Consider the following 18,080-nt stretch of genomic DNA (forward strand, 5'->3'; position numbering starts at 1 on the left):
CTCCGATATTAATGTTAAGATAAAACAATCAGAGTAGAGAGGGCGAGGTAGTAAGTATGCATCATATGCTTACGAATGAAGATAGACAAGCAATTAGGAAGCTTTTGGATGTTAAGGATTATGATCCTGATACATTTAATCCGGAAGTCTTAGACCAATTAGAGGCTAATGAAGAATACAAGAGTATTATAATCAAACATGGATCAGATATTCTTGGTTCTTATGAATATTTAAGACTTAAGGAATTTGTTCAACATGGTAATGTAACAGTTTATGAGCATTGCCTGCATGTAGCTCTTTGTGCTATCAAACTTGGAAGAGCTTTAGGCGTTCATTGTAAGGAAAGAGAGCTTGTTAGAGGCGCTCTGCTACATGACTATTTCTTGTATGATTGGCACAATGCGGATTCTCCGGGAAATCTTCATCCTAAGCTTCACGGTTTTTATCATCCGGGAATTGCACTTAGGAATGCGACAAGAGATTTTGTTTTATCTGAGAGAGAGAAAGATATTATATACAAGCACATGTGGCCTCTTACAGTAAGCCATCTTCCCAGATGCAGAGAGGCTTGGATAGTATGTCTTGCAGATAAGTATTCTTCAGTATTGGAAACACTCAAGCTTAGAAAAGGAAAGATAAGAGTTAATTATGCCTGATTTGTACCAGGAACTGATCAAGCTGGCTGATTCGGAAATGTATCCGCTTCATATGCCAGGACATAAGCGAAACTTAGAGAGCACCCCGATGAAGGGTGCTTTTCGTTGTGATATAACAGAAATTGATGGATTTGATAATCTTCATGACGAATCAGGAATAATACTTGATGCAGAGAATAGAGCTAATGAATTATATGGGAGTGATAAGACATACTTTTTGGTAAATGGAAGTACCAGTGGTGTTCTATCAGCAGTATCAGCTGCTTTAAATGAGGGAGAGACAATTCTGGCAGCGAGAGGAAGCCACAAGTCTTTTTATAATGCAGTCTATTTGAGGCATCTAAAGGTTAAGTATCTTCCTTACTATATAGACTCTGTTTATGGTATACCCGATAGTTATTCATTAGAAGATGTAGTACCTAATATTACTGATGATATCAGAGCTGTATTTATAACATCACCAACATATGAAGGTAAGTGTTCAGATATAGAGAAAATAGCCAAGGCTTGTCATGAAAGAAATATACCGCTTATTGTCGATGCAGCGCACGGTGCGCATTTAGGCTTTGTTGGGGCTAAAACATATAGTGATGAAGAATATGGCTGTCTGCCTAAGAATGCAATACAAATGGGTGCAGATATTGTGATCCATAGTGTTCATAAAACACTGCCATCAATGACGCAGACTGCCCTTTTACATGTACAGGGAAATCTTATAGACAGGGGCAGGTTAAAACGGTTTTTGCGTATTTATCAAACGAGCAGCCCTTCATATGTACTTATGTCATCTATAGATTTATGTATCAAAGAAATGCGGGAAAATGGTAATAAATATGTAGACAGGTTACTTGAATTAAGAAACCGGATTCAAAATGACACAAGAAAATGCCGATTTTTAAAGGTTTTGGGGAAAAGTGCAATAGATGATGCCTCAAAAGTCGTGATTTATGTTGTGAATGGCACAATGACAGGACAGTCGTTATATGATATACTTCGTGAGGAATATAATCTTCAGTTGGAAATGGCCGGAGATAAATATGCTCTAGCTATTATTTCTGGATGGGATACTGATGAGGGAATTAATAGACTCATTAGTGCAGTCTTGGAAATAGATGCCAGATTGGCACGAGAATCTGATAATAAATTCAACGACGATAAATTAAACACGACTTTGGAAACGGATGAGAATGATACATGCTCCAGAGTGGAGTATGCACTTCCGCAGGTGGCGGTTAGTTTGGGCGAGGCCTGGGACTCTGATACGGAGATTGTTTGTTTGGTTAATGCGGAAGGCAGAGTTTCGGCTGAATTTATCAATCTATATCCACCGGGAATACCACTTATAGCACCGGGAGAAGTCTTTTCCGGGAAGATTATTCATGAAATAAGGCATTACCTTGATCAGGGGATGAATGTGCAGGGACTTGCTGACATATGCACAGATGATAGGAATCAGGGTATGGAGTATAGAAAGGGATTTATATGCGTAAGACAAAAATAATTTGCACAATCGGACCTGCCAGTGAAAGTGAGGAGAAGCTCCGCGAGATAATGCTCGCAGGAATGAATGTTGCTCGTTTCAATTTTTCTCATGGATCTCATGAGGAGCACAAGAGAAAATATGACAGGATCAAGAAACTGAGAGATGAACTTGAACTTCCTATCGCAGTTATGCTTGATACCAAGGGACCTGAGATTCGACTCAAGGATTTTGAGAATGGCAAGGAAGAACTTGTTACAGGCCAGAGATTTACTCTCACTTCAAGAGATATCATGGGCACTAAGGATGAAGTTGCTATCACATATAAAGAGCTTACAAATGATTGTAAGGAAGGCATGACAATTCTTCTTGATGATGGACTTATTGAACTCAGAGTTGATGAAGTAACAGATACAGATATTATCTGTACAGTAATTAACGGAGGACCAGTTTCAGATAAAAAAGGTGTGAATGTACCTGGCGCAGAGCTTACAATGCCATACCTCAGTGAACAGGATAAGAGCGATATTATCTTTGGATGCGAGCAGGGATTTGACTTTGTTGCTGCTTCTTTTGTAAGAACTAAGGATGATGTTCTAGCTATCAGAGAAATTCTTAAAGAGAAGAACAGTCAGATGAAGATTATTGCCAAGATTGAGAGCACACAGGGTATTAACAATCTTGAGTCAATCCTTCAGGAAGCTGATGGAATCATGGTTGCCAGAGGTGACATGGGTGTAGAAGTTCCATTTGAGGATGTTCCTGTTGTTCAGAAGGAAATGATCAAGATGGCAGAAGCTGAAGGCAAATATGTTATTACAGCTACACAGATGCTTGATTCTATGATACATCATCCACGTCCAACAAGAGCTGAGGTTACAGACGTTGCCAATGCTATTTACGACGGAACAACAGCAATCATGCTCTCTGGTGAGACAGCATCAGGAGATTATCCGGTTGAAGCTGTTAAGACTATGGCTAGAATTGCTGAGAGAACGGAGGCCGATATTGATTATGTAGGAAGACTCCGTAAAAGAGATTACGCTCCCGGAGATTCTACAACAGCAATTTCACATGCTACATGTAATATTGCTGCAGAAGTTAATGCAGATGCTATCCTTACAGTCACAATGTCCGGCTTTACAGCAAGTATGGTTTCAAGATATAAACCAAATTGCCAGATAATCGCTTGTACGATCAACCCTACTGTATGCAGACAGGCAAACCTCATGTGGGGTGTTGCTCCACTTCACATCAGACAGGAAGATACAGCAGATGAATTGTTCAAGGAAGCTATCAATGCTGCCAAGAATGCAGGCTATCTCAAGGCAGGAGATAAGGTAGTTCTGACAGCAGGTGTACCACTTGGTATTCCAGGCAGAACAAATATGATTCGTGTAGAAGAACTGTGATAAAATAAATAGAACTGATTAGAATTAAATGCACAATATGATATGAATATTGTGCTTAATTCTTTTTATGGAATAAATAGTAGAAAACGGTAACAGACAATGGGGAAGATTTTTCTTTTGATGGGAAAGAGCACATCAGGCAAGGATACAATTTACAAGTATCTTATTCAGGATGAAGAGCTCGGTTTAAAAAAGATAGTGCCTTACACAACTCGTCCTATGAGGGATGGCGAGAAAGATGGGGCAGAGTATTATTTTAAAAATGAACAGGAGTATCAGCAACTTAAAGATGCTGAAAAGATCATCGAGGAGAGAACGTACCACACCAAGTATGGTGAGTGGAGATACTTTACAGTAGATGACGGACAGATAGACCTTGCAAAAGGAGACTATCTCGTTATAGGTACTCTGGAGTCATATTGTTCCTTTAGAGATTATTTTGGCCAGGAAATAGTAGCACCGGTTCTGATAAATGTTGATACTAAGATCAGGCTTCATAGGGCTTTGGACAGAGAAGATAAGCAGGAAAATCCCAAGTATGATGAGATGTGCAGAAGATTTCTTGCTGACGAAGAGGATTTTAGCGAGGACAAGATTTCTGAGGCAGGAGTTACAAGACGTTTTAATAATAATGATGATGTACAGAGCTGTATCTCAGAGATAAGATCTTTTATTCAGGATAATAAGTAATCATAGTAGAACTAACTATTCAAAATAGAAATGCCTGATATAAATATTTAATACAGAAAAGCGAATGTATTATAATTGAAATATAGAACACATTGCTGGTAAAAAGAAGTGATTAATCTAAAAGCTATTGTAAGTATGGTCATAGGCAAGATGTAATTCTTTTTGAGTACAGGAGGGCACAGCATGGATATTAAGATAAATAATATCACGCAGCCGCAACAGGCACCGGCACCTGAACAGGTTCAGGAGGCAGGTGGGGATTTTAAGTTTGTGCTCACCAGTAAGCTTGAAGATTCATCTCTCGCAGAACGCCTGAATTTGATGATGCAGGATATTGTTCAGCAAGGTGAGAGGATTTCCAAGAAGAATGATATTAAGGACATGCAGAGATACCGCATCCTTATCAAAGACTTCATGAATGAAGTAGTTACAAGGTCTCATGTCTTTTCCAGAGAGAATTTCCTTGATAGAAAAGGAAGGCACAGGGTTTACGGTATTATCAGACAGGTGGACGACGAGCTTGATGAGCTTGCAAGAGAACTTGTTAAGGATGAGAAGGATAATATTGCGATTCTTGCAAAAATCGGGCAGATTCAGGGTCTTTTGCTTGATATATTCACCTGAACGTTGATAGAAATCAGCCACTTAATAATCGGAATAAGCTATTACAGCCAAGAGAGATAGTATTCTAAATACCGCATTGTAGAGATAATTGGGGATAAGGGGATATAAAATGGCAGATTTTGCCGACATAATAGACCAGAATCAGATGAAAGAGCACATGCAGAATGCGCTTAGTACAGGCAAGGTTTCTCATGCATATATTATTTCGGGAGAGAATGGCTCCGGAAAAGAGTATATTGCCAGGATATTTGCCAAAGCACTGCAGTGTGAGCACAGAGAGAATAAGAACGAATATATAGAAGCCTGCAACGAATGTCATTCATGCGTGCAGGCTTTAAGTGATAATCATCCGGACATAATTACCATCACTCATGAGAAGCCCAATAGTATTGGTGTAGATGACATCAGGGAGAAGCTTCGTGATGATGTAGTTATCAAGCCGTACGAAAGTGAGTATAAAATTTACATTATACCTGAAGGCGAGAAAATGACTCAGGCAGCGCAGAATGCACTTCTTAAAACACTTGAGGAACCGCCTTCATATATTGTTATCATTATCCTCACTAACAATATCAATGCCTTTTTACAGACGATCATCAGTAGATGCATAGTTCTTCCAATGAAACCTGTTAAGGATGATTCTATCAGGAAATACCTGATGGAAGAGTGCCATGTGGTTGACTATAAGGCGGTATTATGTGCTTCTTTTGCGAGAGGAAATGTCGGAAAGGCACTCGAACTTGCTTCAAATGAAAGATTTGATGAGCTCAAAAATGGAACTATTGAGTTAGTAAGTAAATTAAAAGGGCTTGAAATCCATGATATGATGGACAGAGTTCATGAACTTCTTGCTCCTTCTGAGGAAGATGACAAGAACAGTAAGAAAGGCATAGATACCAAGGCACTTGAGGACTTTATGGACGTCCTTTTGTTTCTCTTTAGGGATATGCTGGTGTATAAGGCTACAGAAGAAGATAATCACTTGATTTTCACTGATAAGATATCGTATATTAGAGATGCTACACGCAGTTGTACATATGATGGAATTAATCGTATTATTAAGAATATGGAAACAGCGAAGAATCGCATTAATTCCAATGTTAATATAGATATAGCTTTGGAGCTGATGCTCCTTGGCATTAAGGAGAACTTATGACAAAAGTTATCGGCGTAAGATTTAGAACAGCCGGCAAGATATATTACTTTTCACCAGGTAAATACGAAATCAAAAAGGGTGACCATGTAATTGTTGAGACTGCAAGAGGAATTGAGTACGGAACAGTAGTAGCTGCTCCCAAGGATATTGAAGATGAAGAGGTGGTTAAACCTCTCAAGACTGTCCTTAGAACTGCAAGTACCAAGGATGACGAGCAGGAGAAGGCTAACAGGGAAAAAGAAAAGGAAGCTTTCAAGGTGTGTCTTGAGAAGATCAAAAAGCACAACCTTGATATGAAGCTTATTGATGCAGAATACACATTTGATAATAACAAGATTCTCTTTTACTTTACTGCCGATGGAAGAATTGACTTCAGAGAATTAGTTAAGGATCTGGCAGCGGTTTTCAAGACCAGAATTGAGCTTCGCCAGATAGGCGTTCGTGATGAGACCAAGATTATAGGTGGTTACGGCATTTGTGGAAGACCACTTTGTTGCCACTCCTACCTTTCTGATTTTGTACCTGTATCTATCAAGATGGCCAAGGAACAGAGTCTGTCCCTTAACCCAACCAAGATATCAGGTGTTTGCGGAAGACTTATGTGCTGCCTCAAGAATGAAGAGGATGTTTACGAAGAACTCAACAGGAAAATGCCGGGTGTGGGCGATTTCTGCAGAGCCAATGACGGACTTGAGGGAGAAGTTTCAAGCGTCAATATTCTTAGACAGACAGTTAAGATTCTCGTTGATGTAGATGATGAGAAAGAGGTTCACGAGTACAAGCTCGAGGAACTTGAATTTATCAAAAAGAAGCAAAAGAAAAAGAACAATAATAAAAAGAATTCTCAGGAAGACGAAGAGATCAAAGAGCTTGAGGCTCTTGAGAAGAAAGAGAAACAGGAAGGGAAGTCTAAACTTGGGGACAATTGATTTAAAGCCTAATGAAAGGCTGGATGACCTGCAGAGAAATGGCTACAGGATCATACAAGATCCCGATAAATTCTGTTTTGGGATGGATGCAGTTCTTTTGTCCGGATTTGCAAATGCTCCTGAGGGGGGAAGATGTCTTGATCTGGGAACAGGCACAGGAATCATCCCGATCCTTATGGCAGCCAAGACAAATGCCAGAGAACTGATTGGTCTTGAGATCCAGGAAGCTTCTGCAGAAATGGCGAATAGGAGCGTTCTTCTTAATGACCTTGAGGCCAGGGTGAAAATTGTACAAGGAGACATTAAGGAGGCAGATCAATTATTTGAGGCTGCCTCTTTTGATGTTGTAACAAGCAACCCACCTTATATGATAGGCGGACATGGACTGCAGAATCCGGATGGACCTAAGGCTATTGCGAGACATGAAATCAAATGTGATCTTGAGGATGTAATAAAGGCAGCAGCCAGATGTCTTAAAAGTGGCGGTAAGTTTTATATGGTCCACAGGCCATTTAGACTGACTGAAATAATGGTTCTAATGCATGAGTACAAGGTAGAGCCTAAGCGAATGAGGCTTGTGTATCCCTTTGTGGATAAGGAACCAAGTATGGTGCTGATAGAAGGGGCCAGAGGCGGTAAACCCAGGATCACGGTGGAAGAGCCGCTGATAATCTACGAAGAGCAGGGCAAGTACACAAGAGAAATATACGATATTTACGGATACTAATGGATATAGGCATATATCAAATAGAGGAGAAATAGATGGCAGGAAAACTTTACCTCTGTGCTACTCCGATTGGTAATTTGGACGATATGACTTTCAGAGTTCTTGAGACTTTAAAGAGCGTTGATCTGATAGCTGCGGAGGATACAAGAAATAGCATTAAGCTATTAAATCATTTTGACATACATACTGAAATGACAAGTTATCATGAGTATAACAAGTATGATAAAGCACAATACTTGATTGGGAAGATGCAAGAAGGAACAAACGTCGCACTTATTACTGATGCAGGAACTCCGGCGATTTCAGACCCCGGAGAAGTTCTGGTTGCAGAGTGCCACAAGGCCGGAATTACAGTAACATCGCTTCCCGGACCTGCTGCGTGCATCACAGCACTTACTCTGTCAGGCTTATCTACAAGGAGATTTTGCTTTGAAGGATTTCTTCCATCGCAGGATGATAAGAAGGCCAGAAAAAGAATCCTCGAAGACCTTAAGGATGAGAGCAGAACTATTATAGTATATGAAGCTCCGCATCATTTAAGAGCAGCTTTAGATGATCTGTATGAAAGTCTTGGAGACAGAAGAATTTCTATATGCAGGGAACTTACCAAGAAGTTTGAGGATGTTAATCCAACAACTATAGAAAGAGCTATTTCTTTTTACAAGGATAATGAGCCTAGAGGCGAGTATGTTCTGGTGATAGAAGGAAAGAGCCTTGAGGAGCAGGATGAAGAAAAACGTAAATCATGGCAGGATATGTCAGTAGAGGATCACATGAAATTCTATGAAGATCAGGGAATTCCTCGCAAAGAAGCTATGAAGATGGTTGCTGCTGACAGAGGCGTAGGTAAAAGAGAGATATATAAAGAATTACTTGGGGAATAAATATAGTATTTGGAGGTGTTATGAGCGAAGAAAAAAGCTATGTAGCGAAAAGACCACCTATGGGGTGGAACAGCTGGGATTGCTATGGCGCAGCTGTAACTGAGGATATTTTACTTGGCAATGCCAGATATATGGCAGAGAATCTCAAGGAATTTGGATGGGAGTACATTATTTGTGATATTCAGTGGTACGAACCCGGAGCAGACTCCCATGCATATCATAAGTTTACAGATCTCGAGATGGATGAGTATTCCAGACTAATGCCGGCAACAGACAGATTTCCTTCAGCAAGGGATGGAAAAGGATTTGGACCTATAGCAGAGCAGATTCACGATATGGGGCTTAAGTTTGGAATCCATATTATGAGAGGTGTTCCGAGACAGGCGGTTCACAGGAATACTCCTATTCTTGGAAGCAAAGCTACAGCAAGAGATATTGCACATCCAGCGTCAATATGCATGTGGAACACAGATATGTATGGTGTAGATGCAAATTGTGAGGGTGCGCAGGAGTATTATAATTCGATATTCAAGCTCTATGCTGAATGGGGAATTGACTATGTAAAAGTTGATGATATAGCCAGAATTGACTGCGGACCGGAGGCACCAGGTGCGGGATTTTCAGAGATCGCAATGATCAAGAAAGCTATCGCTAACTGCGGAAGAGATATCGTTTTGTCTTTATCTCCCGGACCGGCAAGAGTAGAACAGAAGGACTTCCTTCTGGACAATGCCAATATGTGGCGTATGACCGACGATTTCTGGGACAAATGGGATCTTCTCTATGGAATGTTTGAGAGATGTAAAGCGTGGGAAGGCATTGGCTGTAAGGATCACTGGCCTGATTGTGATATGCTTCCAATTGGCCATCTCTGCGTTTGTGAGGATGCATCAGGGGACGAAACACATAAACTTTCAGATGATCCTGCGAGAGCAAACAAGGGCCATTATACACACTTTACAGAGGATGAACAGAAAATACTCATGACATTATGGTGCATTTTCAGATCACCTCTTATGATCGGTGCGGAAATGAGAGATAATGACGAGTTTACTTTATCTCTTTTAACTAACAAAAAGCTTCTTAATATGCATAAGCACGGCAAGAAGGCAAGAGAAATATCCAGAAAAGATGACATGGTTATCTGGAAGAGCCAGACCAAGGACGGCAAGCTCTACGTTGCTGTGTTTAATATTGGAGAAAAAGAAAATTCGGCTAAGATCAAGTTCAAGGACCTTGGACTTGATACAAAAGATGAGTTTCCGGCTATAGATGTATGGGAAGGCAGCAGGTACACTATCAAGGATAAAAAAGAAGTAAAGTTAAAGCCTCACAGCGTCGTTTGTTTCGAGATTGAAGCAGGGGAAACCTTTAGCAAAAGCTAACTTTTTTTACAGTAATTTAATAGAAAATTGCCCTAAAAAGATTGTTAAAAACTGGACTTTGTAGTATAAATGTAGTAGCGGGCGCAAGTTGCCCACTAATTTACTTGTGTATCTGCGAATTATCTGTATATTGTTTATCGCTATTACAATAATCTGACATAGATTGTTGTCTATAACAGCAATATAGGATTTTTCGTAACAAAAATATTATAAGAAGAGAGGTCACAAAATGGCAAACATCGATTTAAGCCAGTATGGCATCACAGGTACTACCGAGATAGTTCATAACCCATCTTATGAGCTTCTTTATGAAGAAGAGAAAAAATCAGATCTTACAGGATATGAGAAGGGTGTTGACACTGAACTTGGTGCTGTTAACGTAATGACAGGTATCTACACAGGTCGTTCTCCTAAAGATAAGTACATCGTTATGGATGAGAATTCTAAGGACACTGTATGGTGGACATCTGACGAGTACAAGAACGATAACCACCCAATGAGCGAAGAAGTTTGGGCTAAGGTTAAAGAGATCGCCAAGAAAGAGCTTTGCAACAAGAGACTTTTTGTTGTTGATGCGTTCTGTGGAGCTAACAAAGACACTCGTATGGCAGTTCGTTTCATCGTTGAGGTTGCTTGGCAGGCTCACTTCATTAAGAATATGTTCATTCAGCCTTCAGATGCTGAGCTTGCTGAGTTCAAGCCAGATTTCGTAGTTTACAATGCTTCTAAGGCTAAGGTTGATGATTATCAGGCACTTGGTCTTAACTCAGAGACTTGCGTAGCATTTAATATTACAAGCCGTGAGCAGGTTATCATCAATACATGGTACGGCGGAGAGATGAAGAAGGGTATGTTCTCAATGATGAACTATTACCTTCCTCTTAAGGGCATGGCTTCTATGCACTGCTCAGCTAACACAGATATGGAAGGTAAGAACACAGCTATCTTCTTTGGTCTTTCTGGAACAGGTAAGACAACTCTTTCAACAGATCCTAAGAGACTTCTTATCGGTGATGACGAGCACGGTTGGGACGACAACGGAGTATTCAACTTCGAGGGCGGCTGCTATGCTAAGGTTATCGGTCTTGATAAGGACGCTGAGCCTGATATCTATGGCGCTATCAAGAGAAACGCTCTTCTTGAGAACGTAACTGTTGATGCTGCTGGTAAGATTGACTTTGATGACAAGTCAGTTACAGAGAACACACGTGTATCATATCCTATTGATCACATTAACAATATCGTTCAGAAGGTTAACAAGGTTTCTGCTGGTCCTGATGCTAAGAACGTTATCTTCCTTTCAGCTGATGCGTTCGGAGTACTTCCTCCAGTATCTATCCTTACACCTGAGCAGACTCAGTACTACTTCCTTTCAGGTTTCACAGCTAAGCTTGCTGGAACAGAGAGAGGTATCACAGAGCCTACACCTACATTCTCAGCTTGCTTCGGACAGGCATTCCTTGAGCTTCATCCTACAAAGTACGGCGAAGAGCTCGTTAAGAAGATGCAGAAGTCTGGCGCTAAGGCTTACCTCGTTAACACAGGTTGGAACGGCACAGGTAAGAGAATTTCTATTAAGGATACTCGTGGTATCATCGATGCAATCCTTAATGGCGATGTAAACAAGGCTGAGACTAAGAAGATCCCGATCTTCGATTTCGAAGTTCCTACATCACTTCCAGGAGTTGATCCTACAATTCTTGATCCTAGAGATACATATGCTGATGCTTCTGAGTGGGAGACAAAGGCTAAGGATCTTGCAGAGAGATTTACTAAGAACTTCAAGAAGTATGAAGGCAATGACGCAGGTAAGGCTCTTGTAGCAGCTGGCCCAAAGCTTTGAGTTAGTTTCCTTTCAACGATAAGCCCCATGGTTTCAAACCATGGGGCTTTATTTACGCAAAAAAAAAGAGACTACACAAGGTAGTCTCAGTGAAAAGCCTTATCGGTTCTTCTCATGCTCAAGTGAAGCTCCAATGAAACCGGCAAAGAGTGGATGTGGTCTGTTTGGTCTGCTCTTAAGCTCAGGATGAGCCTGTGTAGCCATGTGGAAATGATTAGAAGGAAGCTCAATCATCTCAACAATCCTGCCATCTGGAGAAAGGCCACAAAGCTTCATTCCATTAGAAACAAGAACTGCTCTGTAATCGTTGTTAACCTCATATCTATGACGATGACGCTCAGTGATATTCTCTGAACCAAAGAGCTGATAAGCCTTGGAATCCTTATCAAGTACACAAGGATATGAACCAAGACGAAGGGTTCCGCCGATATCCTCAACACCATTCTGATCTGGTAAAAGAGCTATCATAGGATGAGTAGTATTAGGATCAAACTCGATTGAATGAGCATCATTATAACCAATTACGTGTCTTGCAAATTCGATTATTGCAAGCTGCATTCCAAGGCAAAGTCCAAGGAATGGAACGTTGTTTTCTCTCGCATATTTGATAGAAGTGATCATTCCCTCGATACCTCTGTCGCCAAATCCGCCGGGAACAATGATTCCGTCTACATCCTTGAAGATTTCATCAACGTTTTCATCAGTAACTCCCTCAGAATCAACCCACTTGATATCGACTGCTGTCTGATTAGAGATACCACCATGTTTGAGAGCTTCAACTACAGAGATGTAAGCATCGTGGAGCTGTGTGTACTTACCAACAAGAGCAACCTTAACTTCATGCTTGAGTGAGTAGAGAGTATCAACCATTGCCTTCCAATCTGTAAGATCAGGTTCCGGGCAATTAAGATTGAGACATTCACATGCTACCTGAGCCAGATGCTCTTTTTCCATTGCAAGAGGAGCTTCGTAAAGGTACTCAAGATCAAGGTTATTGAGTACATGACTGCTAGGAACGTTGCAGAAAAGAGCTATCTTATCCTTGGTCTCCTGATCAAGTTCAATCTCTGTACGACATACAATAACATCAGGCTGAAGACCCATTCCCTGCATTGTCTTAACTGCAGACTGTGTAGGCTTGGTCTTGATCTCCTGAGAGCAGCGAAGATAAGGAATGAGTGAAACGAGAATAAGCATAGCGTTCTCATGTCCTACCTCATGCTGGAACTGTCTGATTGCCTCAAGGAATGGCTGAGATTCGATGTCTCCGACTGTTCCGCCGACTTCAATAATTGCGATGCGCGTTTCATCATCGGTAAAGTTTCTATAGAATTTACTCTTTATTTCGTTGGTGATGTGAGGGATTACCTGCACGGTGCGTCCGCCATAATCTCCGCGGCGCTCTTTCTGAAGAACGGACCAGTAAATTTTACCGGTTGTAACGTTAGAATTTTTATCTAGATTCTCGTCAATAAATCTTTCGTAGTGACCAAGATCGAGGTCAGTTTCAGTACCATCTTCAGTCACGAATACCTCTCCGTGCTGAACAGGGTTCATAGTTCCGGGGTCAATGTTAATATAGGGGTCGAACTTCTGCATCGTAACCTTATAGCCACGAGCCTTGAGTAGTCTTCCTAGTGATGCTGCTGTTATACCCTTGCCAAGTCCGGATACAACGCCGCCAGTAACGAAAATGTACTTAACTGCCATTTTAATGATTTCCTCCTGATAATTGACGAGATACTTTATGAATTTGTAGAATTGTTACTTCAAAACAAAATCCTATTATATATATTATAGGATAGAAAATCTAGGTAATTTTGGAAAAATATTTATAAATCTTTTAGAATTATCAACTTGAAAAAATATATTGTACGCGATACAATTTTGCGAAAGAAACAAATATTAGATAATATCGGGCTTTATATTGCTAATAGAGGTTTGACTAAAACGCTCAATTATCATAACATTAATAATTATAATGTAAGAAACGGAAAAAAGGTATGGATAATAATCAAAATCAAAGAAATAATAATCCACTTGGTGATGGATCAAATTCACCCAGAAGGCAGAATATAATATTGTTACTGGTTGCAGCTCTTGTTACCATGATCTGCATGACATATTTCCTTCGTGCCTTCTCAGAAAATACTAATCAGGAATGGACTTATACACAGTTTATACAGGCTGTGGATGAAGGTAGAGTCGATAGTATAGTTATTACTGACGACAGGATCAATATTACATTAAAGGAAGATGCTGACAAAGTACAGGGAGGAAGACCAAGTCTTGTAACTACCTGGGGCGGCGTTGGCACAATGACCTATTACACAGGAAAGGCAGAGGATGACAGCGATCTGACGCAGCGCATGATTGAGGCAGGTGTCACAGTCAGCAGCGAAGTGCCGGATAATTCAGGTGTCATTCTTTCATTCTTCTTATATTATGTAGCTCCTATATTACTTATGTGGCTCATTCTTTCACTGATCTTCAGGAAGATGGGAAGAGGCGGAGGTCCTCTTAGCGTAGGTAAGAGCAATGCCAAGATCTACGTCCAGAAGGAAACAGGTGTTACTTTCAAGGACGTAGCTGGCGAAGATGAGGCAAAAGAGTCACTTGTTGAAGTTGTAGACTTCCTTCACAATCCTGCCAAGTATGCCAAGATTGGTGCCAAGCTTCCAAAGGGAGCACTTCTTGTGGGCCCTCCAGGAACAGGTAAGACACTTCTTGCCAAGGCTGTAGCAGGAGAAGCGCATGTTCCTTTTTATTCCCTTGCAGGATCAGATTTCATTGAGCTCTATGTTGGTGTAGGTGCCAGCCGAGTACGTGATCTCTTTAGCGAGGCAAGTAAGAATGCGCCATGTATTATTTTCATAGATGAGATTGATGCTATCGGACGTAGCCGTGACAGTAAGTACGGTGGCGGCAATGAGGAAAGAGAGCAGACTCTTAACCAGCTTTTGTCTGAGATGGACGGATTTGATTCTTCAAAGGGTGTTCTTATACTTGGAGCAACCAACAGACCTGAAATCCTTGATAAAGCCCTTCTTAGACCAGGACGTTTTGACAGAAGGATCATAGTTGACAAGCCTGATCTCAAGGGCCGTGAGGAAATCCTCAAGGTTCATTCCAAGGATGTTAAGATGGATGAAACTGTTGATCTTAAGGGAATTGCCCTTGCTACAAGCGGAGCAGTTGGTTCTGATCTTGCCAACATGATCAACGAGGCTGCAATCAATGCGGTTAAGGCTCATCGTGAGTATGTATGTCAGCAGGATCTTATGGAAGCTGTTGAGCAGGTTCTTGTTGGTAAGGAAAAGAAAGACCGAATCCTTAGCAAGGAAGAACGCAAGATCGTTTCTTATCACGAAGTTGGACATGCACTTATCAGCGCCGTTCAGAAGAATACAGAGCCGGTACAGAAAATTACAATTGTTCCCAGAACTATGGGAGCATTGGGATATGTTATGCAGGTTCCTGAAGATGAGAAATACCTTCAGACCAAAGATGAGATCATTGATGACATTATCGTATCTCTTGGCGGAAGAGCAGCAGAAGAAGTTATTTTCAACACTGTTACAACCGGTGCTGAGAATGATATCGAGAAAGCCACATCAATGGCTCGCAGCATGATCACAATGTTTGGTATGAGCGACAGATTTGGACTTATGCAGCTTGAGTCAGTTCAGAACAGATACCTTGATGGCAACAGAGTTCTCAATTGCAGTGATGAGACAGCAACTCTTGTAGATGCAGAAGTTCAGAAGCTCCTTGCAGAGTGCTACGAGAAGGCTAAACAGATCATCAGAGAACATCTTGATGCTATGGACAAGATTGCTCAGTTCCTTATTGAAAAAGAGACTATTACCGGTAAGGAATTCATGAAGATATACCGCGAGGTTGAGAATATTCCTGAGCCTACAGAAGAGGAAATTGAGGCAGCTAAGCGTGGACGTATCTATGCTACAAGAGCTGAATCAGCACTTGTTGGTGAGAATGTTCCAGTTAAAACTCCCAAGAAGGAAGAGACACCAGACACTCCATCGATATTTGACCAGGATAACGGTTCATCATTAAATCCACAGAATCCTGATCAGAGTCAGGCGCCTGAATACGGACAGTTCCAGAGTATATTCGACGCCCAGGTAACAGATGACGGTGTTCAGAATACAGCATCACCTGCCGGTGATAATTCAGACAGCAATGATCAGCCGGAAGTAGGAAATGATAATCGCGGAAGATTTTCAAATGTACCAAATGATTTTGACAAATAATAAGTTATAAAATAAAAAACATTAGAGCCCTGTTCACAATATCGTGAGCAGGGCTTGTGTGATATTATTGTATAGATGAGTAATTTTGATATAAAAGAAGAACTTAAAAAACTCCCCAATAAGCCCGGAGTTTATATCATGCGTGATGAGAATGATACCATCATGTATGTTGGAAAAGCCATAAACCTGCACAATCGTGTCAGGTCTTATTTTCGTGCCAATATTGGACGTGGCCCTCAGATAGATCAGATGGTCAAACTGATTGCCCGTTTTGAATATATCGTAACTGACTCTGAACTTGAGGCTCTTGTTTTGGAGAACAACCTGATAAAAGAGAATTCGCCGCGATACAACACACTTCTCAAAGATGATAAGACCTATCCATATATTAAAGTGACCGTATCAGAAGATTATCCAAGAGTTCTCTTTTCCCGACTTATGAAAAAAGACAAGTCCAGATACTTCGGACCTTTTACCAGCGCAGCTGCTGTTAAAGACACAATTGACCTGATCAATAAGATATATGGGCTCAGGACCTGTAACAGAGTGCTTCCAAGAGATATAGGCCTTGAGAGACCATGCCTCAACTATCATATGAAGCAGTGTTGCGGCCCTTGCACCGGCGCTATTTCCAAGGAAGAGTACAGAAAGAGAATTGATGGCGCACTGGATTTTTTAAACGGCAACTATACAGTGATCATCAAAGACCTGCAGGATAAGATGGAAGCTGCTTCCGAAGAACTTGATTTTGAAAATGCAGCCAAGTACAGAGACCTTCTCTCTAGCGTCAAAGTGGTTGCCCAGAAACAGAAGATGACAGACTCCTCTATGGAGGATAAAGATATTGTGGCAATAGCATCGGATGATAAAGATGCAGTAGTTCAGGTTTTCTTTGTAAGAGATGGAAGGCTCATTGGAAGAGAGCATTTCTATATGACACATGTATCAGAAAACCCGCAGGCAGAGATACTTCTTAACTTTGTTAAACAGTTCTATGCCGGAACTCCATTTATACCAAGAGAGCTGATGCTTCCTGAGCCAATAGAGGACATGGAGATCATCGAGAAATGGCTGACTCAGAGAAAGGGCAGCAGAGTATATATTACTGTTCCTGAGAGAGGACAGAAAGAGAAACTCATGGAACTTGCTGCGCAGAATGCAGAGCTGGTTCTTTCCAAGGATAAAGAAAGAATTAAGAGAGAAGAAGGAAGAACAATCGGAGCGGTTAAAGAGATTGAGAACCTTCTTGGAATCAAGGGACTTAACAGAATGGAAGCCTATGATATTTCCAACATTAGCGGCTTTGCAAATGTCGGTTCCATGGTGGTTTACGAAAAGGGTAAGCCTAAAAAGAGTGATTACAGAAAATTCAGGATCAAGTCCGTTGCAGGACCTGATGATTACGCCTGCATGCATGAAGTGCTAACAAGGCGACTGCTTCATGGAATAGAAGAAAGACATGACCTTGAGGTAAGAGACATTGATGCTCAGTACGGAAGCTTTACCAAGTTTCCTGATCTTATCTTAATGGATGGTGGCCGAGGTCAGGTCAATATATGTCTTCAGGTTTTGGATGAACTTGGCATCCATATTCCGGTATGTGGAATGGTCAAGGATGACAACCATAGGACAAGGGGCCTGTATTATAACAATGTAGAACTCCCTATAGATACGAGATCAGAAGGCTTTAAGCTTATCACCAGAATTCAGGATGAGGCTCACAGATTTGCTATAGAATACCACAGATCACTTCGCTCCAAGTCTCAGGTAAAGAGCTCACTTGATGATATACCGGGAGTTGGCCCATCAAGAAGAAAAGCCCTTATGAGAAACTTCAAGTCTATAGAAGATATCAGAAATGCCAGCGTAGAAGAATTGTCACAGGTTCCGGAAATCCCAGAGAGCACAGCAAGACAGATATACGACTTTTTCCACAGTGAGAACTAGTGGAGTAAATTGGCCTGTGCAACAGAGCATAGGCCATTAGTTGTTTATTAATTAAACAGCTTCTTGATAAAAA

General features: G+C 41.0%; 14 protein-coding genes. 13 read left to right on the forward strand and 1 reads right to left on the reverse strand.

What is annotated here, in order from left to right; genetic code table 11:
- The first annotated feature begins 56 nt into the window (after positions 1-56).
- The 11 genes from BPR_RS00460 (at position 57) to pckA (ending at position 11,786) form a co-directional block, all read left to right on the forward strand.
- On the forward strand, positions 57-656 hold the full coding sequence (locus BPR_RS00460) for an HD domain-containing protein (protein ID WP_013279491.1): 600 nt from the start codon (positions 57-59) through the stop codon (positions 654-656).
- Positions 649-2,157 (forward strand): aminotransferase class I/II-fold pyridoxal phosphate-dependent enzyme, encoded by a 1,509-nt coding sequence (locus BPR_RS00465; protein ID WP_013279492.1) that lies wholly within the window; start codon positions 649-651, stop codon positions 2,155-2,157. The genes BPR_RS00460 and BPR_RS00465 overlap by 8 nt, the downstream gene beginning before the upstream one ends.
- Positions 2,139-3,548: a pyruvate kinase gene (gene pyk, locus BPR_RS00470; RefSeq protein WP_013279493.1), complete on the forward strand. Its 1,410-nt coding sequence runs from the start codon at positions 2,139-2,141 to the stop codon at positions 3,546-3,548. Before BPR_RS00465 ends, pyk begins: the two co-directional genes overlap by 19 nt.
- Positions 3,549-3,647: 99 nt before the next feature.
- On the forward strand, positions 3,648-4,238 hold the full coding sequence (locus tag BPR_RS00475) for a nucleoside/nucleotide kinase family protein (protein WP_013279494.1): 591 nt from the start codon (positions 3,648-3,650) through the stop codon (positions 4,236-4,238).
- Between the two features lie 183 nt (positions 4,239-4,421).
- Positions 4,422-4,862, forward strand: coding sequence for a YaaR family protein (locus tag BPR_RS00480; protein ID WP_013279495.1), 441 nt, complete (start codon positions 4,422-4,424; stop codon positions 4,860-4,862).
- 109 nt (positions 4,863-4,971) lie between these two features.
- On the forward strand, positions 4,972-6,018 hold the full coding sequence (locus tag BPR_RS00485; protein WP_013279496.1) for a DNA polymerase III subunit: 1,047 nt from the start codon (positions 4,972-4,974) through the stop codon (positions 6,016-6,018).
- On the forward strand, positions 6,015-6,947 hold the full coding sequence (locus BPR_RS00490; RefSeq protein WP_013279497.1) for a PSP1 domain-containing protein: 933 nt from the start codon (positions 6,015-6,017) through the stop codon (positions 6,945-6,947). Before BPR_RS00485 ends, BPR_RS00490 begins: the two co-directional genes overlap by 4 nt.
- Before the next feature lie 82 nt (positions 6,948-7,029).
- Positions 7,030-7,674 (forward strand): tRNA1(Val) (adenine(37)-N6)-methyltransferase, encoded by a 645-nt coding sequence (locus BPR_RS00495; protein WP_013279498.1) that lies wholly within the window; start codon positions 7,030-7,032, stop codon positions 7,672-7,674.
- A gap of 35 nt (positions 7,675-7,709) precedes the next feature.
- A complete protein-coding gene (gene rsmI, locus BPR_RS00500; RefSeq protein ID WP_013279499.1) occupies positions 7,710-8,558 on the forward strand; it encodes a 16S rRNA (cytidine(1402)-2'-O)-methyltransferase in 849 nt (282 codons plus the stop codon).
- Positions 8,559-8,578: 20 nt separating this feature from the next.
- Positions 8,579-9,943: a glycoside hydrolase family 27 protein gene (locus BPR_RS00505; protein WP_013279500.1), complete on the forward strand. Its 1,365-nt coding sequence runs from the start codon at positions 8,579-8,581 to the stop codon at positions 9,941-9,943.
- Between the two features lie 229 nt (positions 9,944-10,172).
- Positions 10,173-11,786: a phosphoenolpyruvate carboxykinase (ATP) gene (gene pckA / locus BPR_RS00510; RefSeq protein ID WP_013279501.1), complete on the forward strand. Its 1,614-nt coding sequence runs from the start codon at positions 10,173-10,175 to the stop codon at positions 11,784-11,786.
- A gap of 99 nt (positions 11,787-11,885) precedes the next feature.
- Here pckA and BPR_RS00515 read toward each other — a convergent pair whose 3' ends face one another.
- Positions 11,886-13,496, reverse strand: coding sequence for a CTP synthase (locus tag BPR_RS00515; RefSeq protein WP_013279502.1), 1,611 nt, complete (start codon positions 13,494-13,496; stop codon positions 11,886-11,888).
- 293 nt (positions 13,497-13,789) lie between these two features.
- Here BPR_RS00515 and ftsH point away from each other — a divergent pair, with 293 nt between their 5' ends.
- On the forward strand, positions 13,790-16,060 hold the full coding sequence (ftsH, locus tag BPR_RS00520) for an ATP-dependent zinc metalloprotease FtsH (RefSeq protein WP_013279503.1): 2,271 nt from the start codon (positions 13,790-13,792) through the stop codon (positions 16,058-16,060).
- A 75-nt stretch (positions 16,061-16,135) separates the two neighbouring features.
- A complete protein-coding gene (gene uvrC / locus BPR_RS00525; protein WP_013279504.1) occupies positions 16,136-18,007 on the forward strand; it encodes an excinuclease ABC subunit UvrC in 1,872 nt (623 codons plus the stop codon).
- Positions 18,008-18,080: the final 73 nt, after the last annotated feature.

The organism is Butyrivibrio proteoclasticus B316, assembly GCF_000145035.1.
In the GTDB taxonomy this organism is placed as follows: Bacteria; Bacillota; Clostridia; order Lachnospirales; family Lachnospiraceae; genus Butyrivibrio; species Butyrivibrio proteoclasticus.